General features: G+C 71.4%; 21 protein-coding genes. 11 read left to right on the top strand and 10 right to left on the bottom strand.

What is annotated here, in order from left to right; all coding sequences use genetic code 11:
• Positions 1-7: 7 nt before the first annotated feature.
• From KIP79_RS01865 to KIP79_RS01840, 6 genes are all read right to left on the bottom strand, one after another.
• Positions 8-916: an ABC transporter permease gene (locus tag KIP79_RS01865; protein ID WP_214102884.1), complete on the bottom strand. Its 909-nt coding sequence runs from the start codon at positions 914-916 to the stop codon at positions 8-10.
• Positions 913-1,917, bottom strand: a complete 1,005-nt coding sequence (locus tag KIP79_RS01860) for an ABC transporter permease (RefSeq protein WP_214102883.1) — start codon at positions 1,915-1,917, stop codon at positions 913-915. Before KIP79_RS01860 ends, KIP79_RS01865 begins: the two co-directional genes overlap by 4 nt.
• Positions 1,914-3,698: an ABC transporter substrate-binding protein gene (locus KIP79_RS01855; RefSeq protein ID WP_214102882.1), complete on the bottom strand. Its 1,785-nt coding sequence runs from the start codon at positions 3,696-3,698 to the stop codon at positions 1,914-1,916. Before KIP79_RS01855 ends, KIP79_RS01860 begins: the two co-directional genes overlap by 4 nt.
• A 108-nt stretch (positions 3,699-3,806) precedes the next feature.
• Positions 3,807-4,685, bottom strand: coding sequence for a MurR/RpiR family transcriptional regulator (locus KIP79_RS01850; protein WP_308169515.1), 879 nt, complete (start codon positions 4,683-4,685; stop codon positions 3,807-3,809).
• 33 nt (positions 4,686-4,718) lie between these two features.
• The gene (locus KIP79_RS01845) at positions 4,719-6,176 is read right to left on the bottom strand and encodes a glycoside hydrolase family 3 protein (RefSeq protein ID WP_308169514.1); all 1,458 of its coding nucleotides are present in this window, start codon (positions 6,174-6,176) and stop codon (positions 4,719-4,721) included.
• Positions 6,173-7,093 (bottom strand): N-acetylglucosamine kinase, encoded by a 921-nt coding sequence (locus KIP79_RS01840; protein ID WP_214102881.1) that lies wholly within the window; start codon positions 7,091-7,093, stop codon positions 6,173-6,175. Before KIP79_RS01840 ends, KIP79_RS01845 begins: the two co-directional genes overlap by 4 nt.
• Positions 7,094-7,497: 404 nt before the next feature.
• On the opposite strand from KIP79_RS01840, the gene KIP79_RS01835 reads away from it, so the two are divergent.
• Genes KIP79_RS01835 through KIP79_RS01825 form a run of 3 tightly spaced genes read left to right on the top strand, consistent with a single transcriptional unit; the run spans position 7,498 to position 10,972 of the window.
• Positions 7,498-7,986 carry a 2Fe-2S iron-sulfur cluster-binding protein gene (locus KIP79_RS01835; protein WP_214102880.1) on the top strand — a complete coding sequence of 163 codons (489 nt, stop codon included), beginning with the start codon at positions 7,498-7,500 and terminating at the stop codon, positions 7,984-7,986.
• Positions 7,983-8,954 (top strand): FAD binding domain-containing protein, encoded by a 972-nt coding sequence (locus tag KIP79_RS01830; protein ID WP_214102879.1) that lies wholly within the window; start codon positions 7,983-7,985, stop codon positions 8,952-8,954. The genes KIP79_RS01835 and KIP79_RS01830 overlap by 4 nt, the downstream gene beginning before the upstream one ends.
• Positions 8,951-10,972 (top strand): xanthine dehydrogenase family protein molybdopterin-binding subunit, encoded by a 2,022-nt coding sequence (locus tag KIP79_RS01825; RefSeq protein WP_214102878.1) that lies wholly within the window; start codon positions 8,951-8,953, stop codon positions 10,970-10,972. Before KIP79_RS01830 ends, KIP79_RS01825 begins: the two co-directional genes overlap by 4 nt.
• Here the strand turns inward: KIP79_RS01825 and KIP79_RS01820 are convergent.
• The gene (locus KIP79_RS01820) at positions 10,969-12,069 is read right to left on the bottom strand and encodes an NAD(P)/FAD-dependent oxidoreductase (RefSeq protein ID WP_214102877.1); all 1,101 of its coding nucleotides are present in this window, start codon (positions 12,067-12,069) and stop codon (positions 10,969-10,971) included. The two genes, KIP79_RS01825 and KIP79_RS01820, sit on opposite strands and share 4 nt — an antisense overlap.
• A 105-nt stretch (positions 12,070-12,174) precedes the next feature.
• Here KIP79_RS01820 and KIP79_RS48875 point away from each other — a divergent pair, with 105 nt between their 5' ends.
• Together KIP79_RS48875 and KIP79_RS01810 are read left to right on the top strand one after the other, a co-directional pair.
• The gene (locus tag KIP79_RS48875; RefSeq protein ID WP_214102876.1) at positions 12,175-12,516 is read left to right on the top strand and encodes a winged helix-turn-helix transcriptional regulator; all 342 of its coding nucleotides are present in this window, start codon (positions 12,175-12,177) and stop codon (positions 12,514-12,516) included.
• Positions 12,517-12,600: 84 nt separating this feature from the next.
• On the top strand, positions 12,601-14,001 hold the full coding sequence (locus KIP79_RS01810; protein ID WP_214102875.1) for a multicopper oxidase family protein: 1,401 nt from the start codon (positions 12,601-12,603) through the stop codon (positions 13,999-14,001).
• A gap of 9 nt (positions 14,002-14,010) precedes the next feature.
• On the opposite strand, the gene KIP79_RS01805 is transcribed toward KIP79_RS01810, so the two are convergent.
• Positions 14,011-15,045: a LacI family DNA-binding transcriptional regulator gene (locus tag KIP79_RS01805; protein WP_214102874.1), complete on the bottom strand. Its 1,035-nt coding sequence runs from the start codon at positions 15,043-15,045 to the stop codon at positions 14,011-14,013.
• 13 nt (positions 15,046-15,058) lie between these two features.
• Positions 15,059-17,482, bottom strand: coding sequence for a beta-xylosidase/alpha-l-arabinosidase (locus tag KIP79_RS01800; protein ID WP_214102873.1), 2,424 nt, complete (start codon positions 17,480-17,482; stop codon positions 15,059-15,061).
• Between the two features lie 319 nt (positions 17,483-17,801).
• Between KIP79_RS01800 and KIP79_RS01795 the strand changes: the two genes are divergently transcribed.
• Genes KIP79_RS01795 through KIP79_RS01780 form a run of 4 tightly spaced genes read left to right on the top strand, consistent with a single transcriptional unit; the run spans position 17,802 to position 22,954 of the window.
• Positions 17,802-19,148, top strand: a complete 1,347-nt coding sequence (locus KIP79_RS01795) for an extracellular solute-binding protein (RefSeq protein ID WP_308169513.1) — start codon at positions 17,802-17,804, stop codon at positions 19,146-19,148.
• Positions 19,145-20,062: a carbohydrate ABC transporter permease gene (locus tag KIP79_RS01790; protein WP_308169512.1), complete on the top strand. Its 918-nt coding sequence runs from the start codon at positions 19,145-19,147 to the stop codon at positions 20,060-20,062. The genes KIP79_RS01795 and KIP79_RS01790 overlap by 4 nt, the downstream gene beginning before the upstream one ends.
• A gap of 1 nt (position 20,063) precedes the next feature.
• Positions 20,064-20,960 (top strand): carbohydrate ABC transporter permease, encoded by an 897-nt coding sequence (locus tag KIP79_RS01785; protein WP_214102872.1) that lies wholly within the window; start codon positions 20,064-20,066, stop codon positions 20,958-20,960.
• Between the two features lie 44 nt (positions 20,961-21,004).
• Positions 21,005-22,954 carry a phosphocholine-specific phospholipase C gene (locus KIP79_RS01780; RefSeq protein ID WP_214102871.1) on the top strand — a complete coding sequence of 650 codons (1,950 nt, stop codon included), beginning with the start codon at positions 21,005-21,007 and terminating at the stop codon, positions 22,952-22,954.
• 11 nt (positions 22,955-22,965) lie between these two features.
• Here the strand turns inward: KIP79_RS01780 and KIP79_RS01775 are convergent, their stop codons facing one another.
• On the bottom strand, positions 22,966-23,508 hold the full coding sequence (locus KIP79_RS01775; RefSeq protein ID WP_308169511.1) for a hypothetical protein: 543 nt from the start codon (positions 23,506-23,508) through the stop codon (positions 22,966-22,968).
• 121 nt (positions 23,509-23,629) lie between these two features.
• Between KIP79_RS01775 and KIP79_RS01770 the strand changes: the two genes are divergently transcribed.
• Together KIP79_RS01770 and KIP79_RS01765 are read left to right on the top strand one after the other, a co-directional pair.
• Positions 23,630-24,763 carry a sensor histidine kinase gene (locus KIP79_RS01770; protein ID WP_308169510.1) on the top strand — a complete coding sequence of 378 codons (1,134 nt, stop codon included), beginning with the start codon at positions 23,630-23,632 and terminating at the stop codon, positions 24,761-24,763.
• On the top strand, positions 24,760-25,377 hold the full coding sequence (locus KIP79_RS01765) for a response regulator (protein WP_214102869.1): 618 nt from the start codon (positions 24,760-24,762) through the stop codon (positions 25,375-25,377). Before KIP79_RS01770 ends, KIP79_RS01765 begins: the two co-directional genes overlap by 4 nt.
• Positions 25,378-25,398: the final 21 nt, after the last annotated feature.

The following is a 25,398-nucleotide window of genomic DNA, read 5'->3' as shown; positions in this document are numbered from 1 at the left end:
GCGGGGCCTACTCCTCACGCAGCCGTGGGTTGAAGATCTCGTCCATCGCGTCGACGACCAGCACGATGCCCAGCGTCAGCAGCAGGATGGCCAGCAGCGGCGCCAGCAGGTACGGCAGCGCCGCCGCGCTGGTCAGCGCCCCGCCGCCGAAGACCGCCAGGTTGAGCATCACGCCCCAGTTGTTGGCGTCGAACGGCAGCACGCCCAGGAAGAACAACCCCACCTGCGCGTAGATGGCGCCGGTGACGGCGATCAGCATGTTCATCGCGATGTAGGGGGCCATGCTGGGCAGCAGTTCGCGCCCGACGATGTGCCGGGTGGACAGGCCCAGGCCCCGCGCGGCCTCGATGAAGCCGCGTTCCCGCAGGGACAGGGTCTGGGACCGGACGGCCCTGGCGATGCCGCCCCAGCCGAGCACGCCCAGCACCACGCCCATCTCGAGCGGGCTGGTGAACTTCCACACCGTGGACAGCACCAGCAGCAGGGGCAGCCCCGGAATGGTCAGCTGCAGGTCGGTCAGGCGCATCAGCACGGTGTCCCAGCGGCCCCGGTGGAACCCGGCCAGCAGCCCGATCGCGGTGCCGAGCGCCACCGTGATGACGGCCGTGGCCAGGCCGGCCAGCAGCACGTACCGGGTGCCGGTGACGACCAGGGCGAGCACGTCGGTGCCCTCGAAGTCGGTGCCGAACGGGTGGGCCAGGCTGGGCGGCGCGTACAGCGCGTTGTCGTCGCGGGGCAGCGGGCTCGGGTACAGCATCGGCCCGAACACGCCCAGGAACGCGAACAGCACCAGGATGACCACGCCCGCCATCCGGCTGGGTTTGCGCCGCAGCACGCGCACCACGCCCCGCCAGAAGTTGCGGCGCGGGGTGCTGGCCGGGGCGGGCAGGACAGTGGCCGTCTGGGTGGCCGTCATGCCGCACCTCCGGTGCGCACCCGGGGGTCGATCACGGCGTACAGCAGGTCGGCCGCGATGTTGGCGACCACCACCGCCACGGTGATCACCAGGAAGGTGCCGCCCATCAGCGCGTAGTCACGGGCGCCGATGCTGTTGACCAGCAGCAGGCCGAGACCCGGATAGTTGAAGATCGTCTCGATGAAGATGGCGCCGCCGAAGAGCATGCCGAGCGACAGCGCCAGGATGGTGAACAGCGGCAGGATCGCGTTGCGCGCCAGATAGCGGAACAGGATGCCGCGCCGCAGCCCCCGCAGTTCCGCGGCCAGGATGAAGTCGTCGCCGAGCACGGTGGCCACGCTCGACTTCATCGCCAGGATCCAGCCGCCGTAACCGGCCAGCGCGTACGTCAGCACCGGCAGCGTGGCGTGCTCGACCAGCGAGACGATGTACGGGGCGTTGAAGCCCGGGTCGTACATGATGTCCACCGGGCCGCCCGCGGGCAGGATCGGCCACAGCGTGGTGAAGACCGCCATGACCAGCAGGCCGATGACGTACTGCGGCACGCCGTGCAGCAGGGAGCCGGAGATCGCCAGCGCGTCGCCGAGCCGGCCGGAGCGCTTGATCGCCGCGTAGACGCCCAGGGTGACGCCCAGCAGGAAGCTCAGCAGCGTGCCGCCGAGCACGGGCAGGATCGTCCACTTGGCCGCCGACCCGATGAGGGTGGCGACGGGGGTGCCCGGGGTGCTGAGCGACTGGCCCAGGTCCAGGTGGATCAGGCCGTTCAGGTAGCCGACGTACTGGTCCCAGAGACTGCCCTTGGGCAGGAAGCCGTAGAGCGCGGCGGTGGCCCGCTCGGCCTGGTCGGGCGCCATGCCCTGCTCGATGAGCTTCTCGTACTGCGCTCGGACGGGGTCGCCCGGGATGGTGCGGATGATCACGAAGCTGATCGTGGTGACCACCCAGATCATCGCGGCTCCACGGGCCAGGTGGCCCGCCAGCCGCCGTACGACGGTCTTCATCGGTCCACCTTCTTCTTGATCATTCCGAGCTGCATCCACACGCCCGCCGAGAGCCGCAGCACGTCGCTGTCGGTGGCCGGCCAGCCCGTGTAGCGGTTGCTGTTGACGAACTGGGTGTTGACGTAGTCGTAGAGCTGGATGATGGGCAGGTCCCGGTTGGTGACCTTCGCCAGGGTGCCGACGATCTCCCGCTGCCGGTCCGGGCCCGCCACGTTCAGCTCGCCGGTGAGCACGCCCGGGTTCACCCCGTCGACGGTCTCGGGGCTGCCCATCCAGTTGCCCTGGGTGCCGGGCGCCGCGTGTGTGAGCTGCCCCGCCAGCATCTGCCAGCCGTTGGCCGGGCCGAAGACGCGCTGGTAGATGTTGTACGGCGAGGGGCCGAGCGCCATCAGCCAGAAGCCGATGCCGTACTTGCCCGCCGCCAGCTCGTCCAGGTAGAGCGGGTAGTCCGCGGCCGTGATCACGGTCGCGTCGATGCCGTGGTCGTTCAGCTGGCTGGTGATGGACTTGGCGGCGGCGACCCAGTCGGAGAACGAGGCCGGGACGTGGATCTCCACCTTCCACGGCGCGCCGTCCGGCATCGCCCAGCGCCCGCCCTGCCTGGTCATCCCGGCGGCCTCCAACTCCTGGACGGCCTTGGCCGGGTCCACCCGGTAGGCGTCCAGGTCGGTGATCCCGTCGCCCAGCCAGGACTTGGCCGAGGTCTCGTGGATGCCGGTGGTGGTCTGCGCGGGGATGCCCGCCTCCGGCGAGGCCACCCGGGTGACCTGGGCGCGATCGATCAGGTACGCCAGCGCCCGGCGCACGTGCACGTTGTCGTACGGCTTCTGGCTCTGGTTGAAGGCCAGCGAGACCGCGACCGGCGAGAAGCCCTTGAGCACCTCGTTGCCCTGGGTCTGCCGGATGCGCTTGAGCACCGCGGACGGCACGGCCGTGAAGGGCGCGCTGTCCAGCGTGCCGGAGATCAGGTAGTTCCAGATCTGCTGGTTGCCGGTGTAGTTGAGCACCTTGACCCGGTCGGGGGCGATGTTCTCGGGGGCGTAGAAGTACTTGTTCCTGACCAGCAGCGCCTCACCCGGGTTCACCCGCTTCAGCACGAAAGGACCGGCCGAGACGTCCTCACGGGGGGCGAAGGAGATGACCTTCTGCGCCAGCCCGGTGATCTGCGCCTTGGCCTGCTCGGCCGCCGTCCCGGTGCCCCTGGCCGCCGCGAGCGTGTTCCAGAAGTTCGCGGGCAGCAGGCCGCCGAAGACGTGCGCGGGCACGATCACGGTGGACAGCACGTTGCGCAGGAAGGTGTTGCTCTTGTTGGCGCCCTGGGTGACCTTGATGGTCTTGGCGTCCACCACCTTCACATCCGCCGCCGCGCCCGCCGCCTTGGGATCCACCGCGTACGCCGTGCCGCCCTGGGTGTAGGCCAGGCCGATCGAGGTGCGCACGTCCTCGCTGGTGACCGGTTTGCCGTCGGACCACCGGGCCTTCGGCTGGAGGTGGACGACGACCTCACCCTGATCGGGGGTCACCGTCCAGCTCGCCGCCAAGCCCGGATAGAACCTGTTGGGATCGACCGGATCGTTCTTGGGCCAGGCCAGCGACATCGCGTCATAGCCCAGGAACGTGTTGCCCTGCGGATTGAAGGGATTGATCGGCGCGGTGGCGTCGATCTGCTTGGCGCCGTCGACCGTGGTGTAAACCCCAAGATCGCCGGAGTCCCCCACCCCGCGGCACGCGGTGGCGGTCGCGATCACCGCCAGGGCCGTGATCACCGCGAGTCGTCTCATGAACTACTCCTGGTTGCCGATTGCCAGGACCTTACGTGGGGCGACAGGCAGTGTCAATTTGTTTCCCTCGCCATGGCATCCGCGAAGGTTATTTTTACCAATGCCCCTTTAGCTGCGGATACGCCTTCCACCGTACCTGTCGAGCGCACCCTTCGTCGCCTTCAGCGCGGCGTCGGAGATCGCGAATGTGCCCTGCGCGACCCCCACGAAAATGCAGTCCACGATCAACAGCTGACTGATCCGGCTCGCCAGCGCGCCCGGCCGGAAAGCGGTCTCCCGGCCCGCCGAGACCAGCACGTGGTCGGCCAGACCGGCCAGCGAGGAACGGGGGTTGTTGGTGATGGCCACCGTCGTGGCGCCCGCCTCCCCTGCGGTCCTGACCGGCTCCACCACATCCGCCGTCTCGCCCGTGCAGCTCACCGCCACCCAGACGTCCCCCGGCTGGGCCAGCGCCGCCGCCGTCAGGGCCAGATGCACGTCGGTGAACGCGTGACCGGCGAGGCCGATCCGCATCAGCTTCTGCGCCATGTCCGCCGCCACCAGGCCGGACGCGCCCACCCCCAGCACGTTCACCCGCCGGGCGTCCGTCAGGGCCTGCACGACCGCGCCGAGCATCTCCGGCGCCAGCTGCGCCGCCGTGTCCGCCAAGGCGTCGGACTCCGCCCGCGTCACCTTGGCGATCACGTCGGCCAGCGGGTCACCGGGGGCCAGGTCCCCGGGCACCAGCCGGTCCGGCTCGCCGCGCGCCGAAGCCGCCGCCAGCGCCAGCCGCAGCTCGGAGTATCCGGAAAAGCCGAGGGCACGCGCGGTACGCACGATGGTGGCCTGACTGGTGCCGGAGACCACGCTCAGCTCGGTGATCGTGCTCCTGGCCACCATCGCGGGATCATCCAGGATCAGGCGGGCGATCGCCCGCGCCGAGGGGGTCAGCGAAGGCAGCACCGCGCGCACGCTCGCCACCAGATTCGCGGCCGTAGGTCCGCTCACGGGGGTTCAACTTCTCTCTTATCAGGGGGTTTCTCAGTTGGTGAGCCAGCGCGCCGCGGCACGGGCCGAGGCGCGGGAACTCCCATGGGTGGCGACATGCACCGCCCCGGCGGGCGGCCCCGGCAGGCCCGTCTCCACCACCACCGCGTCCGGCCGCTGCCGCAGCGCCTCTCCCAGCAGCTCTTTTATCCAGGCGTGCCGGGCGGCGTCCCGTACCGCCAGCACCACAGGCCGGTCCCGGTCGCTGAGGTCGGGGAGCGCTCCCCCGGCGTCCACCGACACCTCGACCGTGCCCGGCAGCAGCTCGGCCAGCGCCCGCGCCACCCCCGGCGGGCCGATGCCGTCGACCGCCTGGCTGGACCGCGCCGCCATCTCCACCACCAGCGGAGCCCTCGCCAGCACCGGACGCGCGTGCTCGCCGACCACCACGCGCAGCGCGGCCTCGGCGGCCCGCAGGCCCAGGTCCTCGTCGGGGTCCCTGGCGACCTCGGCCCGCTGCCTGGCCCGTTCCGCGTGCCAGGCCACCAGGGCGCGTACGCGGGCCGCCGCCTCCGCCAGCCGCTCCTCCGGCAGGCGTCCCCCGCGTACGGCCGCCACGATGGCGTCCCGCAGGGCGTACACGCTGGATCCGTCCGGCGAGGAGATGCCCGCGCAGACGGCGTCCGCGCCCGCGACCAGCGCGCGGACCGCGATCTCGCCGGGCTCGTGGAAGGCGGCCACGGCGCGCATCTCGATGGCGTCGGTCACCACCAGGCCCCCGAAACCGAGTTCCTCTCTGAGCAGCCCGGTCATCACGGCACGGCTCAGCGTGGCCGGCTGGTCGTCCAGCGCGGGCACCAGCAGATGCCCGCACATGACCGCCTGTACGCCCGCCGCGATGGCCGCCCGGAACGGCGGCAGATCCCGGTGCTCGACGACCTCCCGCGAGGCGTGCACGGTCGGCAGCGCCAGATGCGAGTCGGTCACCGTGTCGCCGTGCCCGGGGAAGTGCTTGGCGCAGGCCGCCACCCCCGCCCCCTGGAGCCCCTCGATCCACGCCACGGTGTGCCGCGCCACCAGCTCGGGATCCGGCCCGAAGGACCGTACGCCGATGACGGGATTGGCCGGATTGGAGTTGACGTCCGCCACGGGCGCGTAGTTCAGCGTGATCCCGGCGACGGCGAGCAGGCGGGCGATCTGGCGGGCCACCCGCCCGGTCGTGACCGGATCGTCGACGACGCCCAGCGCCCGGTTGCCCGGCCACGAGCTCCCGGTCCTGGCCTCCAGGCGGGTGACCGCGCCGCCCTCCTCGTCCACCGCCACGACCACGTCCGGGCTCTCGCCGCGCAGCGCGGCCACCACCTGCGCCGTCTGCTCCTGGTCGAGAAGATTGCGGGCGAACAGCACGACCCCGCCCAGCCCGTCCCCGAGCGCCCGCCGCAGCCAGTCCGGTGGCTCGGTCCCGTCGAAGCCCGGCTGGAGCACGCTCATCGCCATGCGCTCAAGGCTCACCCGGCTGCCCCGATCACCCGTCGATGCAGCTCAGCCGAGGGATACACGGTTCGCAAGGCGAGCGCGGCAGCCCCCGCGGCGCCGTCCCCGGCCGACAGGGGGCAGGCGGCGCCCAGTTCGGCGCGCACCCGCCGGGCCAGCTCGGTGGGCTGGGTGAGCAGGGAACCCGCCAGCACCAGCGGCCCCTCGGACGGGCCCAGCGCCCCAGCGGTGGCGATCAGGCGGCGCGCGGCCTCGTCGAGAATGGCGCAGGCCACCGCGTCACCCTCGCGGGCGGCCTCGTCCACCAGCGGAGCGAACCCGGCCAGCCAGGCGGGACCGGACTCGGCCACCCGGGCATACACGGTGGAGACCAGCGCATCGGCCGAGGTCCCGAGCTCGGCGAGCCGCTCGCCCAGCACGGTCGGCCCGCCACGGCCGTCCAGCGCCTTCAACGCCGCCTTGACAGCCCTCCTGCCGATCCACACACCCGAACCCTCGTCACCGAGCAACCAACCACGACCATCGGCGACCCGCACCACCTGCCAGCCCGCGATCCGGGCCGCCACCGCGCCCGTGCCGGACAGCAGGACCGCCCCATCCGGCTCCGCGGTCGCGCTGGCGAAGGCGACCAGCACATCCGCCACCACCTCGGGCACGCCCGGCAGCCCGGCCGACCGCCAGGACTCCCCCGCCATCCGCCGGGCCCGATCAGCCCCGGAACCCGCCAGACCGAGTACACCTCCGACCACACGGGACGGATCAAGCCCAGCCATCGCGGCCCGCAACGCGGCCACCACATTGGCGGCAGGATCGGCCACGGAGACCACGTTCGTGCCCCCCGCACGCCCGCGCCCCGCCACCTCTCCGGTCTCGTCGACGACCATACACCGGGTACTGGTGCCCCCGCCGTCCACTCCAATGATCAAACTAGTCACGGTCCCCCCATGCAGATACCTTCCAGAAACCTACAAGAGGGTGAAGATTTCCTACAACGCGCCATTCGCAACAGCCCGCGAATACCGCACCGGCTTTTCAGGCGGCCGGGTCAGGGCGCGGCGGCGACATAAGGAAAGGCCTCCAAGGGCTTCGAGGTGGTCAAATCCCCGCGTCCGGACAACGAGGGTCCTGACGGGCGAGAAGTGAGTCGAGATGGTGCGACATGTCGTCCACTCCGCTCGGGGTTGTCCTGACCTCTTCAGGATCGGCGGGTGAGGGCAATCACCGGTCGATGATTGCCCCAAAGTGCCCTGATAAATGCGCAGGTAGGCGAGGAGGAAAGGGTTGGCACAGGGGCCGGTGCGCGGGATTGGGGGTGCAGAGCCCGGGTACGCGTGCCCTCATGGAGATCACCCTGGAGGTGAACGGCGTACCGCACACGGTGGTCGTGGACCCGCGCATTTCGCTGCTCGACCTGCTGCGCGAGCGGCTGGAGCTGACCGGCTCGAAGAAGGGCTGCGACCACGGCCAGTGCGGCGCCTGCACGGTGCTGATCGACGGGCGGCGGGCGCTGTCCTGCCTGGCCTTGGCGGTCGCGCAGGAGGGGTCGGAGATCACCACCGTGGAGGGCCTGGCCGGGGACGGGCAACTGCACCCGCTCCAGGCGGCCTTCCTGGAGCACGACGCCCTCCAGTGCGGGTACTGCACCCCCGGCCAGCTCTGCTCGGCCGTCGGCATGCTGGCCGAACGCGGCCCGAGCGCGGTCACCGAGGAGCTCACCGGCGAGCCGGAGCTGACGGCGGCGGAGATCCGCGAGCGCATGAGCGGCAACCTGTGCCGGTGCGGCGCCTATCCGAACATCGTGACCGCGATCGCGGCGGTGGCCCGGTGAAGGCGTTCGGGTACGCCCGGGCCGCCGACCCGGCCGACGCCGTGGCGCGTTTCCGGCCGGGCACGATGTACCTGGGCGGCGGCACCAACCTGGTGGACCTGATGCGGCTGGGCGTCGCCGAGCCCGAGGCCCTGGTGGACGTGAGCCGGTTGCCGCTGTCCGGCATCGAACCAGAGGGCGACGGGCTGCGCGTCGGCGCGGCGGTCCGCAACAGCGACCTGGCCACCCATCCGCTGGTGCGCGAGCGTTACCCGATGCTGGCCAGGGCCGTACTGGCCGGGGCGTCCGGGCAGGTCCGCAACATGGCCACCGTCGCGGGGAACCTGCTGCAGCGCACCCGCTGCCCGTATTTCCAGGACGTGTCCAAGCCGTGCAACAAGCGGCGTCCCGGCTCCGGCTGCCCGGCCATCGCCGGCGACCACGCCAACCTGGCCGTGCTCGGCCACTCCCCCGCCTGCGTGGCCACCCACCCGTCCGACCTGGCCGTGGCCCTGGTCGCGCTGGAGGCCAGGGTGCACGTCACCGGGCCCGGCGGCACCCGGGTGGTGCCGATGCCGGGGCTGCACCGGCTGCCCGGCGACGAGCCGCAGCGCGACACCGTGCTGGAGCCCGGCGAGCTGGTCACCGCCGTGACGCTGCCCGCCCCACCGCCCGGCGCCTCCCTCTACCGCAAGGTGCGCGAGCGCGCCTCGTTCGCGTTCGCCCTGGTCTCCATCGCCGCCGTACTGGACGTCGCCCCGGGCGGGACCGTGGCAGGTTGCCGGATCGCGCTCGGCGGCGTCGCGCACGTGCCGTGGCGGGCCGAGCGGGCCGAGCGCGTGCTGCGCGGCGCCCCCGCCGGGGAGGAGGCGTTCCTGCGCGCCGCCGAGGCCGAGCTGGAGGGGGCGGAGCCGCTGCCGCGCAACGCCTACAAGGTGCCGCTGGCCCGCAACCTCATCGTCCGCACCCTGCTGGAGCTGACGCCGTGATCCGCATCGAGGGCCGCGACAAGGTCACCGGCCGCGCCACCTACGCCGCCGAGTACCCGGTCAAGCGCCTCGCCTACTGCTATCCGGTGCAGGCCGAGATCGCCCACGGCCGGGTCGCCGGCATCGACACCACGACGGCCCTGGCCATGCCGGGCGTGCTGACCGTGCTGTCCTGCATGGAGCCGCCGGAGCTGAGCCCGGAGGCCGATCCCGAGCTGGCGCTGTTCCAGCGGCGGGAGGTCGCCTACCGGGGACAGTTCGTGGCCGCCGTGGTCGCCGACAGTTACGACAACGCCCGCGCCGCGGCGGGCGCGGTCCGGGTGGCCTACGAGCCCGCCTCCCACGACGTACGGCTCCGCGCCGACCACCCCGGCCTGTACAAGCCGGAGAAGGTCAACCCCGACCTGCCGACCGACACCGAGAAGGGCCAGGTGGCGGCCGGGCTCGCGGCGGCGGAGGTCACCGTGGAGGCGACCTACACGACCCCGGCCACGCACAACAACCCGATGGAGCCGCACGCCACGGTGGCGCTGTGGAGCGGCGCGGGCGACCTGACCCTCTTCGACGCCTCCCAGGGCGTCACCTACGCCAGGAACATCGTCGCCCAGGCGCTGGGCCTGCGGCCGGAACGGGTCCGGGTGGTGTCCCGGCACGTGGGCGGCGGCTTCGGGTCCAAGGGCACGCCCCGGCCGAACGCCGTGCTGGCCGCCCTGGCGGCGCGGGCGGCGGGCCGGCCGGTCAAGGTCGCGCTGACCCGCCACCAGATGTACGACGTCACCGGCTACCGCACCCCGACCATCCAGCGCATCCGGCTCGGCGCCGACGCCGAGGGCCGGATCACCGCGCTGGAGCACGAGGTGGCCGAGCAGAGCTCCACGCTGGTGGAGTTCGCCGAGCAGACCGCCTCCCCGACCAGGATCATGTACGCCACGCCGTCCCTGCGCACCGCCCACCGCCTGGTACGGCTGGACGTGGCCACCCCGTCGTGGATGCGCGCCCCCGGCGAGTGCCCCGGCATGTTCGCCCTGGAGTCGGCCATGGACGAACTGGCCGTCGCCGCCGGCCTGGACCCGGTCGAACTGCGCGTGCGCAACGACCCGGACGCCGAGCCCGCCAGCGGCCTGCCGTTCAGCTCCCGCAACCTGGTCGCCTGCCTGCGCGAGGGCGCGCGCCGGTTCGGCTGGCAGGACCGGGACCCGGCGCCGGGCGCCCGCCGCGACGGACGCCGGCTGGTCGGCACCGGGGTGGCCTCCTCCACCTACCCGGCCCGGCGGCTGCCGTCCCAGGCCAGCGCCTCCATCGAGAACGGCGGGTACGTGGTGCGCATCGCCGCCGCCGACATCGGCACCGGCGCGCGCACCGCGCTCACCCGCATCGCCGCCACCGCCCTCGACGTCGACCCGGACCTGGTACGGATCGAGCTGGGCGACAGCGACCTGCCGCACGCCTCGCTGGCCGGGGGCTCCATGGGCACCGCCTCCTGGGGCACCGCCGTCACCCTGGCCTGCCAGGACCTGCTCCGGGACGGCAAGCACGGCTTCGCCGACACCACCGAGATCCTGCGCACCCTCCCTAACCTGGCCCGGCACGCCTTCGGCGCGCAGTTCGCGGAGGTCCGGGTGGACGCCGACACCGGCGAGGTGCGGATCTCCCGGATGCTCGGCGTGTTCGCCGCCGGGCACATCGTGGACGCCACGCTGGCCAGGTCCCAGTTCATCGGCGGCATGATCATGGGCATCGGCATGGCGCTGATGGAGCAGACCGTCACCGACCTGGAGTTCGGCGGCTTCACCAACCGCGACCTGGCCCAGTACCACGTGCCGGTGAACGCCGACATCGAGCGCATCGACGCCGTCTGGCTCGACGAGGAGGACGACGAGCTGAACCCGATGGGCGCCAAGGGCATCGGCGAGATCGGCATCGTCGGCACCGCCGCCGCGGTCGCCAACGCCGTCTACCACGCGACCGGCCGCCGCATCCGCGACCTGCCCATCACCCCGGCCAAGCTGCTGCTCTAGGACTGGTCGAACGCCGCCGCGTACCGGTCCACGAACAGCGCCTGGCCCTTGATGGCGGACGCCTGCTCGGCGCCGAACACGCCCTGGCCGGGGAACTGGCCGGCACCGCCCTCAGGACCGAGCGGCACGATCACCGCGGGCGGCCTCGGCTGGTAGGCAGCCGGCTCGCCGGTGGCGGTGATCTCGGCGCGAATGTTGGCGGCCACCAACTCGGCCTGCGCGCCCGCCGCGCCGGCGGTGTCCCGGTCGACCGCGGCGATGTCGCCGACGGCGTAGACGCGGTCCAGGCCGCTCACGCCCAGGTACTCGTCCACCCGCACATAACCGCGCTCGTCCCGGGCCTCGGCCAGCGCCCCGGTCAGGTAGCCGGTACGGGGAACCACGCCGAAGCAGCGGAACCAGATGTCGGCGGTGAGCTTGTCACCGGCCACCGTGCTGACCGCGATCGGGGCGGCGGTGGCGGGCTCCGCGCTCGGCAGTTCGGTCAGCGGGCTGCCGAGTTTGAGCTCCACGCCCAGCCGGTCCAGCTGGGCCTTCAGCTCCTCGCGGAGCTCCTGGTCGAACGGGCCGGGCAGGATGTCGGCGCCCAGGTCGGCGATGGTCACGTGCTTGCCGGGGAAGTACGCCTTGATCTCTCCGGCGAGTTCCAGACCGGCGGGCCCCGCCCCGACCACGAGCACCCGCTCGGCGTCGCGCAGGGCCTGGTGAGCGTCCCTGAGCCTGGCCCGGGTGCGCTCAGCGTCCGGCACCTCGGCCTTGGCCGGGAACGGGTAGGACGAGCCGGTCGCCAGGACCAGGTAGTCGGGTTCCAGCCGCTCTCCCGAGGCGAGCGTGACCTGCCGCCCGTCCACGGCCACGGCCTGGTCACGGAGGAAGCGCCCGTGCGCCAGCAGCCGGTCGAACGGCCAGAAGATCCGGTCCAGCCAGTCCGGCTCGACCAGGGCGCGCCATGACGCGACGTTGTGCATGAACACGTCGGAGGGGTCGACCAGGATGACGTCGGCGATGTCGTCGAGCGCCTTGGCCACGTTGAACCCGGCATATCCCCCGCCGAGCACGACGACGCTCGGACGGGCCGCGGAGATCTTGTCGCTCATTGTCTCTGTCCTCACTCGCAATCGAGATGCAGCAGTGAGCATACTAGTCACTAGGAAAAAACTAGCCACAACCCGAGTGCTAGCCAACGAACTAGAATCGGCACCGTGCGCCTGACCCCTTCCAGCTCCGCCGAGTGCGTCCGCAGCGACGCCGCGCTGACGCGCGCCTTCGCCCTGCTCGGCAAACGCTGGAACGCCGTCATGCTCGGCAGCCTGCGCACCGGCCCCGCCGGATTCCGCGAACTCTCCCGCGCCATCCCCGGCGTGAGCGACTCGGTCCTCTCCGACCGCCTCTGCGAACTCGCCGCAGCGGGCCTCATCACCCGCACCGTCGACGAGGGCCCCCCGGTGACGGTCTCCTACGCCCTGACCCCCAACGGCCAGGCCCTCATGCCCGCCCTCGAACAGATCTCCCACTGGGCCCAGGAACACCTGCCGCCATCCTGAGACCCGACAACGGCTGCCCGGAGGAAAGGTCAAATCTCGTGAAAAGGCGGTCTGGAGGGCGCGGCGGACGGGCATGCACGCGGCATGCGTCAGTCACGGAGGGTGACGATCGTCGTCGCGGCACTGGTCGTGGCGGCCGGGTGTGGGCGGGCCACGCCGGGCCGCCCCGGGGGCGCGCCCGCGCAGCCCGCCTTCCGGGAGCCCGTCGAGCTGGTCAGCCGGAACGGTGAGCTGAAGGCGCGGCTGGTGGTGGAGGCCCGGGTGGTGCGGCTGGGCGGGCGGGACGTGCGGGCGATGACCTACAACGGTGCCTACATGCCGCCGACGCTGCGGCTGCGCCCGGGCGACCGGCTGCACCTGACCCTGGAGAACCGGCTGGACCAGTACACCAACCTGCACACCCACGGGTGGCACGTCTCGCCGTCCGGGAACTCCGACAACGTGTACCTGCGGGTCAAGCCCGGGGAGACCTTCACCTATATCTACCGGCTGCCGAAGAACCTGACCCCGGGCACGTACTGGTACCGCTCGCACGCCCACCCGTACTCGGAGACGCAGGTGCTCGCGGGGCTGTCCGGCATGATCGTTATCGACGGTCTTGACCAGTACCTGCCGCTCGGCCTGCGGAACGTCACCGAACGCCTGATCGCGCTGAAGGACTTCCAGGTGCGCGGGAACGCCGTCCCGGCCATCGGTGACGCCACCCGCACGGTGAACGGCCTGGTCAACCCGGCCATCCCGATCCGGCCCGGCGAGACCCAGCTGTGGCGGCTGGCCAACATCAGCGCCAACACCGACTACCGGGTGCGGCTGCGGGGGGTGCGCTTCCACGTGCTGGCCCAGGACGCCAACCCGGTCACCGAGGTCTGGAGCGCCGACACGCTGCAGATTCCGCCGGGCAGCAGGTTCGACGTGCTCGTCCAGGGACCGCCCGCCGGAGCCACCGAACTGGTCGCGCTGCCGTACCGGACCGGCGAGGACGTGGACGGGGACGGGGACGGGGACGCCCAGCCGGAGCGCACGCTGGCGACCCTGGTGTCCGCCGGTCATCCCGTCCCGAGGGCGGCCATTCCGGAGAAGTTTGCGACCTTCGAGGATCTGCGCGACGCGACGCTCGCCGAGCAGCGCACGATCACGTTGTCGCGGGACGGGAGGACCAACCGGTTCCTCATCAACGGCAAGGAGTTCGACCGGCATCGGATCGACGTCCAGGCCCGGCTGAACACCGTCCAGGAGTGGCGGGTGGTCAACCGGTCCGACCAGGAGCAGACCCTGCACGCCCACGTCAACGACTTCCAGGTGATGAGCGTGAACGGCCGGGAGTATCGGGCCCGCAACTGGCAGGACACGGTGCGGCTGCCCGTCCGGGGCGAGGTGGTCCTCCGGCTGCGCTTCAGCGACTACCTCGGCAAGTACCCCCTCCACTCCTCCGTCCTCGGCCACAAGGACCGGGGCATGATGGCCAACGTCGAGGTGGTGCCCTGACCGGCGTGCCTATCGGGAGGGCGCCGGGCCGACGGGCGGGGCCGTGGACCCGCGCACCACCAGCGTGGTGGCCAGTTCCACGTGGTGGGACTCGATCTTCTCGCCCGCCGCCAGCCGCAGCGCCGTGCGGAGCGCGACCCCCGCCATCTCGCGCAGTGGCTGGCGGACGGTGGTCAGCGGCGGCGAGGCCGTCGGGGCGATCTGGGTGTCGTCGAAGCCGACCACGCTCAGGTCGCGGGGGACGCGCAGCCCCCGCGACCTGGCCGCCTCCACGACGCCGAGCGCGGTCGCGTCGTTGCCCGCGAAGACGGCGGTGGGCGGCTCCGGCAGGCCGAGCAGGGTGGCGCCGCCCACCACCCCGTCCTCGTACTGGAAGTGCCCGGTCTGCACGTACTCCGGCGGCACCGGCGCGCCCTCGGCCTCCATCGCGGCCCGGTAGCCGTGCATGCGGGCCTGGTGGCAGGCCGCGGTGGCGTGGCCGCCGATGTAGGCGATGCGCCGGTGTCCCAGGGAGAGCAGGTGCTGGGTGGCGGCCAGCCCGCCGGCGAAGTTGGTCGAGCCGATGCTGGTGACCCGCGCCCGGAGCAGGTTCAGCGGATCGATCATGACCAGCGGCAGCCGGGCCCGGGACAGCGCGGTCAGGTGCCCGGCGGTCAGCTCGCTGGTCACCGCGATCAGGGCCCGCCGCCCGGCGCCGGCCAGGTCACGCGCCCAGGCGGCGGGCCGGTCGGCCTGCCGCCGGATGCTGACCACGACGCCCACGCCGAGTTCGGCCCCCGCCTCGGCCGCGCCCTGGATGATCTCGGTCGAGTACGCGTTGAGTTCCTTGTCGAACTGCACTTCCACGGTGTCCTGCCCCGCCCCCTCCGCCCGGCGGGACGCCGACACCACGTAGTCGTGCTGCGCCAGCAGCGACTGCACCCGGGACCGCGTCTCCGGCGCCACGTCGCTGCGTCCGTTGAGCACCTTGGAGACGGTCGCGACGGACACGCCCGCCGAGGCGGCGACCGTGGCCAAGGTGGCCCGCCCAGAACTGACCGGCATCTGTCTCCCTCCGTCACCCGGCTGGATCAAGCAGGACCGCGCCGAGCACGGTGTCATCGAGCACGGCCGCGTCTGGCACCGGGCTCACCTCCACCGGCGTCACCAGCCGCCGCCCGGCGCCGACCTCCCGCACCGGCCCGGTCAACCGGACCAGCCCCCGGCACGGCAGGTCGTCGGCGGAGGTGCCGACCAGCACCTCCAGGTCGCCGGGCTCGACGATGCGGCGCAGATCGCGCCCGGTGAAGGCGGTGCGGTCGGCGTGCACCAGGAAGCGCACGTCCTTGCTCTCCCCGGGCTCCAGCCACACCCGCGCGAACCCCGTCAGCTGCCGCACCGGACGAGTGACCTGGGCGAGCACGTCGTGCAGGTAGAGCTGGACGACCTCGGAGCCCGCCCGCGGGCCGGTGTTGCGCACCCGCGCCGTCACCGCGAACTCGCCGTCGGTGGCGACCTCCAGATCACTGATCCGCAGCTCGCCGACCTCGAAGGTGGTGTACGCGGAGCCGTAGCCGAACGGGAACAGCGGCGTCGGGTCGAGGTTGCTGATGCCCTGGCTGTCGGTTCCCAGCGGCGGCTGCAGGTACGTGCCCGGCTGCCCGCCCGCCTTACGCGGAATCTGTACCGGCAACTTGCCTCCCGGCTGGACACGTCCCGAAATTATACGGGAGATCGCCCCGGCGCCCTCCTCTCCAGGCATGAACGCCTGGACGAGCCCGGCGGCCCGGGGGTGCACCTCGCCCAGCGCGTACGGGCGGCCGGAGACCACCACCACGACGAGCGGCGTGCCGGTGGCGGCCAGCTCGATCAGCAGGTCCTCCTGCACGCCGGGGAGCCGCAGGTCCTCGGCGTCGCAGCCCTCCCCGGAGGTGCCCTGCCCGAACATGCCGGCCCGGTCGCCGACCACGGCGACGCACAGCTCGGCGGCCCGGGCGGCGGCGACCGCCGCGGCGAAGCCGGACCTGTCCAGGCCGCGCACCTCGCAGCCGGGCGCGTGCGTGATCTCGGTCTCCGGCAGCTCGGCCCGCAGCCCGGCCAGCAGGCTGGGCACCTCGAAGCCGAGCCCGAGCTCGGGGTGGCGGGGCAGCACGTGGTTGGGGAAGGAGTAGCAGCCCATGAAGATCCGGGGGTCGTCGGCGCCCGGGCCGACCACGGCGATCTTCTTCGGCATCGGCCGCTCGGGGCTGATCAGGGGCAGCGCCGTACCGGCGTCGAGCAGGATGACCGAGCGCTCGGCCAGCTCGCGGGCGAGCGCGCGGTTGGCGGCCGAGTCCAGCTCCACCGTGCCGTCGCCCTCCGGCGTCCAGTCCCCGTCCAGCAGGCCGAGCTGCGCCTTCTGGGTGAGCAGGCGGCGCGCGGCCCGGTCGATCACCCACTCCGGCAGCTCGCCGCCGGCGACCCGCTCGGCCAGGTGCGGCCCGTAGCCGATGGTTTCCGGCAGCTCCACGTCGATGCCGGCCCGCAGCGCCTGCAGGCCCGCGTCGCCGCTGTCGGCGGCGACCTGGTGCATGGTCTCCAGGAACGGGATGGCCCAGTAGTCGGACACGACGGTGCCGGTGAAGCCCCACTCCTCGCGCAGCAATTCGGTCATCAGCCAGTGGTCGACGGCGGCCGGCAGGCCGTCCACGTCGGAGTAGGAGTTCATCACCGAGCGGGCCCCGCCGAGCGTGACGGCCATCTCGAAGGGCGGCAGGATCATGTCCAGCAGCTCGCGGCGCCCCATCGGGACCGGCCCGTGGTTGCGGGCGGCGCGGGAGGCCGAGTAGCCGGCGAAGTGCTTGAGGGTGGCGATGATCCCCGCGCTCTCCAGCCCCCGCACGTACGCGGTGCCGAGCAGGGCGACCAGGTACGGATCCTCCCCGATGGTCTCCTCGACCCGGCCCCACCGGTAGTCACGCACCACGTCCAGCACCGGGGAGAGCCCCTGGTGCACGCCCACCGCGCGCATGTCCCGCCCGATCGCGGCGGCCATGCGCTCGACGAGCTCGGGGTCGAAGGTGGCGCCCCAGGCGATGGCGGTCGGGTAGACGGTGGCGCCGTAGGTGGTGAACCCGGTCAGGCACTCCTCGTGGGCCAGGGCCGGGATGCCGAGCCGGGAGTTGCCGACGATGACGCGCTGGAGCCTGGCCAGCTCGGCGACGCCTTCCGCGGGGGTGACCGGCCTGGTGCCGAAGACGCGGGTGAGGTGGCCGAGGCCGTGCCGGACGGCCTCCTCGAAGGTGAGCTTGCCGGCGGTGGCGAGCACGTCCTGCAGGGGGGCGACGTTGTGGGTGCCGGCGGGGTCCGGGTCGGGCTGCTCGGTGGCCGGCGTCTCGTTGCCGACCCACCGGCTGCCGAGCTGGGCGATCTTCTCCGCCAGCGTCATCTCGTCGAGAAGCGCCTCGACCCGGTCGGCCACCGGAAGGGTCGGGTCCTGCCACCTGCGGTCTGGAGTGATCATCCAGCTCTCCTCATGATGTTGTGTCGGAGGTTTTCGAAATATTTCGAGACCCTGCAGTGACCTGCGCGCCCGACCTTATCCGTCACAAAACACCAGTTCAATCCCGTTCTATCTGGACCACCCCGAATGCTGTGAGGTGGCCTATTGACACCACTTCCACCGAAACTTAGATTCCATCACGCGCGGTCATGTCGCAATGTTTCGGTGGACCGGCTCTTGGCACGACGGCAAGGAGGATGCTGATCCACGACGGCTGACCATCGCATCCGTGATCAACTCGCCGCGGTCGCGGTCGCGGCACTGGAGTACGGAGATCAGCGTGGAGCCCAGAACACCATCTCGCCGCACCTTCCTCAGCCTCGCCTTGGGCGTTCCCGTCGGAGCCGCGCTGGCCTCGTGCGGAACCGCGGGCCCCGCCCCCTCGGGCGGCGGCGCGAGCGGTGGCGCGAAAGCCGCCGGGGCCACCTACTGGTACCTGAGCACCCAGCCGCAGGAAGGCATCCGGACCGGCTCCGTCGAACGGTTCAACAAGGCCAACCCGAACACCCCGATCACCGGCACCACGTTCCAGAACGACGCGTACAAGACGAAGATCAAGACCGCGCTCGGGGCCGGGCAGGCGCCCACCGTCATCTGGGGCTGGGGCGGCGGCACGCTCCGCAGCTATGTGCAGGCCGGCCAGGTCGACGACCTCACCCCGTGGTTCGACCAGAACCCGGCCGTGAAGGACCGGCTCTTCCCGTCCTCGTTCGGCGCCGCCACCATCGACGGCAAGATCTACGCGATGCCCGCCGAGGCGGTGCAGCCGATCGTGCTCTTCTACAATAAGAAGGTCTTCGACCAGATCGGCGCGGCGCCCCCGCAGTCCTGGGACGACATCATGGCCCTGGTGCCCAAGTTCAACAAGGCGGGCATCGCGCCCTTCTCGTTAGGCGGCCAGTCCCGCTGGACCAACATGATGTGGCTGGAGTTCCTGTTCGACCGGGTCGGCGGCCCCGAGGTCTTCCAGGCCGTCTTCGACGCCCAGAAGGACGCCTGGTCCAACCCCGACTCCATCAAGGCCCTCACCATGGTGCAGGACCTGATCAAGGCCGACGGCTTCATCAAGGGCTTCTCCTCCATCACCGCCGACTCCAACGCCGACCAGGCGCTGCTGTACACCGGCAAGGCGGCGATGATGCTGCACGGCACCTGGACCTACGGCAGCATGTCGCTGGACGGCGGTGACTTCGTCTCCGGCGGCCACCTCGGCTACATGAACTTCCCGCCGGTGACGGGCGGCAAGGGCGACCCCAGCAACACCGTCGGCAACCCCGGCCAGTACCTGTCCATCTACTCCAAGGCCACGCCGGAGCAGAAGGAGACCGCCAAGAAGTTCTTCGCCACCGCGGTGCTCTCCGACGAAGAGGTCAAGCAGTGGATCGACACCGGCTCGGTGCCGATCGTCAAGGGCACCGAGAGCGCCCTGGCCGCCGCCAAGGACCCCGAGTGGCTCCAGTTCCAGTACGGCATCGCCAGCAACGCCAAGGCGTTCGGCCAGTCCTGGGACCAGGCGCTCAGCCCGACCGCCGCCGAGACCCTGCTGGACAACATCGCCCAGCTGTTCCAGCTGTCCATCACGCCCGAGCAGTTCGCGTCCAACATGAACGCGGTCATCGGCAAGTGAGCACCTCCACCGCAGCGGCCACGCGCCCGGCCACGGGGGGCCGCCGCCCTGGCGGCCTCGCGTGGCTGGCCGTGCCGGCCCTGGTGTTCTTCGTCGGCTTCGCGGTGATCCCGCTGATCGGGGTGCTCGCGCTCAGCTTCACCTCCTGGGACGGGATCGGCGGGGAGATCCTGTTCGCCGGGTTCAGCAGCTGGCAGGCGGTGCTGAGCGATCCGGGGCTGCCGCACGCGCTCTGGGTGACGTTCCTGGTGATGGCCCTGTCCTGGGCGGTGCAGACCCCGGCCAGCATCCTGCTCGGGGTGTTCCTGGCCGGGGCCCAGCGGTACCGGGCGGTGCTGGCGGTGGTGTACTTCATCCCGCTGCTGCTCAGCTCGGCGGCGATCGCCATCGCGTACAAGGCGCTGCTGGACCCCAACTTCGGGCTGGGCGCCGGGCTGGGCATCGACCTGCTGGTCCAGGACTGGCTGGGGGTGCCCGAGCTGGCCTTCGGTGTGGTGATCTTCGTGGTGTCCTGGCAGTTCATCCCGTTCCACTCGCTGATCTACCAGGCCGGGGTGCGGCAGATCCCCCGCTCCATGTACGAGGCCGCCGAGTTGGACGGGGCCGGGCGGGTGCGCCGGTTCTTCAGCATCACGCTGCCGCAGCTGAAGTACACGATCATCACCTCGTCCACCCTCATGGTGGTCGGCTCGCTGACCTTCTTCGACCTGATCTTCGTGCTGACGGCGGGCGGGCCGGGGGACGCCACCCGGGTGCTCGCGCTGGACATGTACAAGCGGGGCTGGCAGGCCAACCTGATGGGGCCGGCCAGCGCGATCGCCGTCATCCTCGTCCTGGTCGGGCTCACCCTGGCGCTGGTGCTGCGCCGGATCGGCGGCCGGGACGCCGCGCACAGTCAGCAGGAGGGCGTCTGAGATGGCCACGACCCTGACCCGCGAGCAGGCCGAGGCCGGCGGGGGCCGCCGGAGGGCCGCCCGCCGCGCCGGTGTGGTCGGCGGCCACCGGAACTGGCCGGCCGGCCTGGCCGGCTGGCTCTGGCTGGCGATCGTGATCATCCCCATCTACTGGATCGTCATCACCAGCTTCAAGGAGCAGAGCGGCTACTACGCCTCCAACCCGCTGGCGCCGCCCGCCGAGCCGACCCTGCACAACTACCAGCTGGTCATCGAGGCGGGGTTCATCGGGTACTTCGTCAACAGCCTGATCGTCACGCTGGGCGCGGTGATCCCCGCGGTGCTGGCGTCCTTCATGGCGGCGTACGCGATCGTGCGCAACGGCACCGGCCGGTTCCTGCGCCTGGTCAACGGCCTGTTCCTGATGGGCCTGGCGATCCCGCTCCAGGCGACGATCATCCCGGTCTACCTGATCATCATCCGGCTGCACCTGTACGACAGCCTGCTCGGGATGATCCTCCCGTCGATCGCCTTCGCCATCCCGCTGTCGGTGCTGGTCCTGACCAACTTCATCCGCGACGTCCCGAAGGAACTGTTCGAGTCGATGCGCATGGACGGCGCCACCGAGTGGGCCATCCTCTGGCGGCTGGCCTTCCCGCTGACCCGCCCCGCCGTGGTCACGGTGTCCATCTACAACGCGCTGACCATCTGGAACGGCTTCCTGCTCCCGCTGATCCTCACCCAGAGCCCCGACAAGCGCACCCTCCCCCTCGCCCTGTGGGCCTTCCAGGGCCAGTACAGCGTGAACGTCCCGGCCGTACTCGCCTCCGTCGTGCTCACCACCCTGCCGATCCTGGTCCTGTACGCGGTGGGCCGCCGCCAGTTGCTCAGCGGCCTGACCGCGGGCTTCAGCCGGTAGTCGCGCGCCCTTGATGTCAGGATCATCCCGACAGAGAGGGAATCATGGAACTTTCCGACAGTGTCGCCAATGCGGCGGCGATCGGTCCTGACGTCCGTACCGGCACCATCGACGATGTCGAGCACATCGTCGTGCTGATGCAGGAGAACCGGTCCTTCGACCAGTATTTCGGGACGCTTGGAGGGGTGCGGGGGTTCGGGGATCCCCGGCCGGTGGTGCTGCCGAGCGGGAAACCGGTCTGGTACCAGTCGGACGGCGCCCGGGAGGTGCTGCCGTTCCGGCCGGACGGCGGGCCGCTCGGCGGGAAGTTCCTGGAGGAACTGGACCACGAGTGGAACAGCGGTCACGTCGCTTTCAACGAGGGCAGGTACGACCGGTGGATTCCGGCGAAGACCCCGGGGACCATGGCCTATCTGACCCGGGAGGACCTGCCCTTCCACTACGCGCTGGCCGACGCCTTCACCGTCTGCGACGCCTTCCACTGCTCGGTGCTCGGGCCCACCGACCCCAACCGTTTCTACATGTGGACCGGTCACACCGGAAACGACGGGAACGGCGGCGGGCCCGTGCTCCAGAACGACCAGCTCGGGTACGGCTGGACGACCTATCCGGAGCGGCTGGAGCGGGCCGGGATCTCCTGGAAGATCTACCAGGACGTCGGCGACGGGCTGGACGCGGCGGGCAACTGGGGCTGGACCCATCACGCGCCCTACATCGGCAACTACGGCAGCAACTCGCTGCTGTTCTTCACCTCCTACCGGGAGGCCGGGCCCGGCGACCCGCTCTACGAGAAGGCCAGGACGGGGACCAACGCCAAGGCCGGGGAGGGATTGTTCGACCACTTCCGGGCCGACGTGCTGAACGGGCGGTTACCGCAGGTGTCGTGGCTGGCCCCGCCGGAGGCCTACAGCGAGCATCCGAACTGGCCCGCCGACTACGGCGCCTGGTACATCGCGCAGACCCTGGACGCGCTGACCGCCAACCCCGAGGTCTGGAGCCGGACCGTGCTGCTGGTCACCTACGACGAGAACGACGGGTTCTTCGACCACGTGGTGCCGCCCTATCCGGCCGCCTCGCCGGAGCGCGGGGCGTCCACGGTGCCGGTGACCGGCGAGATCTACACGGGTGGCGGGGACTTCCTGAACGGGCCGTACGGGCTGGGGGTCCGGGTTCCGATGATCGTGGTGTCGCCGTGGAGCCGGGGCGGCTGGGTGTGTTCCGAGGTGTTCGACCTCACCTCGATCATCCGGTTCATGGAGGCGCGCTTCGGGGTGTACGAGCCGGGCATCTCGCCCTGGCGGCGGGCCGTCTGCGGCGACCTCACCTCGGCCTTCGACTTCACCCGCGCCGATCTCGGGCCGCTTCCCCTGCCCGACACCACCGCCATGGCCCCACGGGACCGCGAGCGCCACCCCGACCATGTCTCCCCGCTGCCCGCCGACCCCGCCCTGCCCAGGCAGGAGCCGGGCTTGCGGCCCGCCCGCGCCCTCCCGTACGACCTGCGGGCCGACGGCCGGACCACGCCGGACGGCGCCTTCACGATCGAGTTCGAGAGCCGCGGCCCGGCAGGCGCCGTCTTCTACGTGACCTCCCCGGACGGCGGCCCCTGGACCTACACCGTCGAATCCGGCAAATCCCTCACGGCCACCTGGCCCGCAGGCCCGTACGACCTGACGGTCCACGGCCCCAACGGCTTCCTCCGCACCTTCACCGGCCAGCCCGGCGACCTCGAAACCACCCTCGGCTCCGGCACCCTTGTAATCACCGGCGCCCCCTGCGAGATCACCATCACCGACGGGTACGGCACCACACCCCCGGCCACCTACCACCTGACGCCGGACACCTCCGTCACCCACCCCGTCCCCCTCACCGGCTGGTACGACCTCACGGTCACCTCCCCCACCGCCACCCGCCGTCTCGCCGGCCACGTGGAGAACGGCGAACCCAGCCGGAGCGACCCAGGAATCATCGCGGAGGAATCATCGCGGCCATGAGCTCAAGGAGCTCACTGAATCTCGGACGTGACCTTCTTGGGGAAGAGGGTGTAGCTGAGCGGCCAGAGGGCGGCGATCAGGGGGACCTTCAGGGCGCCGAGCATGAAGGCGGACAGGGCCTCGGTGCGGGAGGCGTCGCCGACCATCCAGATGGCGAGGAAGAGGAGCAGGCAGGCGAGGCCGTACGCGAGGACGATGCGCAGCCAGAAACCCCACTCGTAGCGGACCCGGGCGGGGCCGCCGGGCGGGGGCTTCCACGGGGGCGGGCCGCCGGCGAACCGGTGGGCCACGTGGGCGTCCACCCAGCGGATCGTCCGGTGGCCGAAGACCACCGAGTACGCGAGGTAGGTCGCGGCCAGCCCGTGCTGCCAGGTGGCCACCGCTCCGGACCGCATGTCGATCACCCCGGCGACCAGCAGCACCAGGTCGATCAGCGGGACGCAGAGCAGCAGGAACGCGCTCAGCCGGGGCATGCGCAGGCCGTACCTGGCCAGCAGGCCGAGCCCGAGGACCACCCAGAAACCGATCTCACACGCGATGATCAGAGCAAGCACGCCAGCCCCTCCTGTCGTTGGCTTGCTGTCCATGCTCGGGGGCCGCCGGGCCGTCCTCCTCGTCGGCGGGAACGAATCGCGATACATCCTTCGATGTACGTCAGATGGTGAGATAGGGGACGTGGCCTTCGTCAGGCAGGACATCGGGGTGGCCGTCGCGCTTTTCGCGGGCGGCCTGGTGCTGCTCGCGGCCGGGGTGGTCATGCCGGGCGGGGCGCCGCCCAGCCTGCTCGCCGTACCCCTCGCGATCGCCTGCACGGGAGTCGCGCTCCGGCGCCGCGCGCCGGTCCTGGTGCTCGTCCTCGGGGTGATCGCCCTGGTGGGTGACATCGCGCTCGGCCCGTCCCTCGGCACGATCCTGATATTCACCGACAACATCTACGCCGCCGTCCTGTACGGCCCAGCCAGACTGTCCCGCGCGCTCCTGCGCGTCACCTCGGTGCTCACCCTGGTCATCGCCGCCGTCGCCGGATATGTCGCCCACGACTGGCGGGCAAGCGCGATCATCGGGGTCCAGGCCGCCCTGGTCGGACCCCTGGCCGTCGTCACGGGCATCATCGTGCGCCAGCACCGCGACCAGGCCGAGGCCGAGCGGACCAGGGCCGAGCAGATCGCCCGCCTGGCGGAGCTCGACCGCCGGATCGCGATCACCGAGGAGCGGACCCGTATGGCCCGGGAACTCCACGACCTGGTCGCCAACCACTTCAGCGCGATCGCGATCCAGTCCGCGGGCGTGCTCTCCCGCCCGGATCTGGAACCCCAGGCCGTGCAAGCGGTCCTGGAGTCGATCAGGGAGAACAGTGTCCAGGGCATGGCGGAAATGCGTACCATGATCGGCCTGCTCCGGGCCGACCCGGCCGACGACGGGGAACCGACCCGGCGCCGCCTCGCCGACGCCCCCGAACTGGTCGAACGTTCCGGCCTCCCGGCGACCCTCACCATCACCGGCGAAACCCGCGAACTCCCCGCCGCCGTCGACCTCGCCGGGTACCGGATCCTCCAGGAATCCCTCACCAACGCCCTCAAACACGGCAGGACTCCCGCCGGTGTCACCATCGACTACCACCCGGCCGGTGTCACCCTGACCGTGGACAACCAGGTCGGCGAGCACGAATACCGCCTGCCGGGCGCGGGCGCGGGCCTGGTCGGGATGCGCGAACGCGCCGAACTCATCGGCGGCAGCTTCGAGGCGGGGCCGCACCAGGGCGGCTGGCGCACCCGCGCCCAGTTGCCCGCCAGGGAGGAGATCTCATGATCCGGGTGCTGGTCGCGGACGACCACGCGGCCGTCCGGGCGGGCCTGCTGCTCATCCTCGGCGGTGCCCCCGACATCGAGGTGGTCGGCGAGGCGGCCGACGGACGCGCCGCCGTCGAGCTGGCCACCCAGACCCGCCCCGACGTCGTCCTCATGGACATCCGCATGCCCCGCCTGGACGGCATCGCCGCCACCGCCGCCCTCAACGGCATCACGGACGTCCTCATCCTCACCACCTTCGACCAGGACGAATACGTCTTCGGCGCGCTCCGCGCCGGCGCCGCCGGCTTCCTGCTCAAGAACACCGACGCCCCCGCCCTGCTGGAGGCCATCCGCGTGGTCGCCCGCGGCGACGGCCTCATCGCCCCCTCGGTCACCCGCCGCCTGATCACCGCCTTCGCCCGGACCCGCCCCGCCGACCGCCCCGACCCCGCCGTCCTCACCACCCGCGAACGCCAGGTCCTCACCTGCCTCGGTCGCGGCCTCTCCAACGCCGAAATAGCCCGCGAACTAGACATCGCGGAACCAACAGCCAAAACCCACGTAAGCCGCGTCCTCACCAAACTCGGGCTGCAAAGCCGCGCCCAGGCCGCCGCCTACTACGGGGGCACGTGACGACGCCCGGTTTGACGCTTC

It is taken from the genome of Acrocarpospora catenulata (assembly GCF_018476525.1).
In the GTDB taxonomy this organism is placed as follows: Bacteria; Actinomycetota; Actinomycetes; order Streptosporangiales; family Streptosporangiaceae; genus Acrocarpospora; species Acrocarpospora catenulata.
The sequence above is the reverse complement of the archived record's forward strand: the minus strand, read 5'-3'. Positions and strand labels throughout refer to the sequence as shown.

Bases quoted from the DNA above. Each gene is read 5' to 3' on its own strand.
- KIP79_RS01765 (WP_214102869.1), top strand. From the start codon at position 24,760: ATGATCCGGGTGCTGGTCGCGGACGACCACGCGGCCGTCCGGGCGGGC.
- KIP79_RS01855 (WP_214102882.1), bottom strand. From the start codon at position 3,698: ATGAGACGACTCGCGGTGATCACGGCCCTGGCGGTGATCGCGACCGCC.
- KIP79_RS01785 (WP_214102872.1), top strand. From the start codon at position 20,064: ATGGCCACGACCCTGACCCGCGAGCAGGCCGAGGCCGGCGGGGGCCGC.
- KIP79_RS01780 (WP_214102871.1), top strand. From the start codon at position 21,005: ATGGAACTTTCCGACAGTGTCGCCAATGCGGCGGCGATCGGTCCTGAC.
- KIP79_RS01805 (WP_214102874.1), bottom strand. From the start codon at position 15,045: ATGCCGGTCAGTTCTGGGCGGGCCACCTTGGCCACGGTCGCCGCCTCG.
- KIP79_RS01835 (WP_214102880.1), top strand. From the start codon at position 7,498: ATGGAGATCACCCTGGAGGTGAACGGCGTACCGCACACGGTGGTCGTG.
- KIP79_RS01810 (WP_214102875.1), top strand. From the start codon at position 12,601: ATGCGTCAGTCACGGAGGGTGACGATCGTCGTCGCGGCACTGGTCGTG.
- KIP79_RS01800 (WP_214102873.1), bottom strand. From the start codon at position 17,482: ATGATCACTCCAGACCGCAGGTGGCAGGACCCGACCCTTCCGGTGGCC.
- KIP79_RS01865 (WP_214102884.1), bottom strand. From the start codon at position 916: ATGACGGCCACCCAGACGGCCACTGTCCTGCCCGCCCCGGCCAGCACC.
- KIP79_RS01820 (WP_214102877.1), bottom strand. From the start codon at position 12,069: ATGAGCGACAAGATCTCCGCGGCCCGTCCGAGCGTCGTCGTGCTCGGC.
- KIP79_RS01860 (WP_214102883.1), bottom strand. From the start codon at position 1,917: ATGAAGACCGTCGTACGGCGGCTGGCGGGCCACCTGGCCCGTGGAGCC.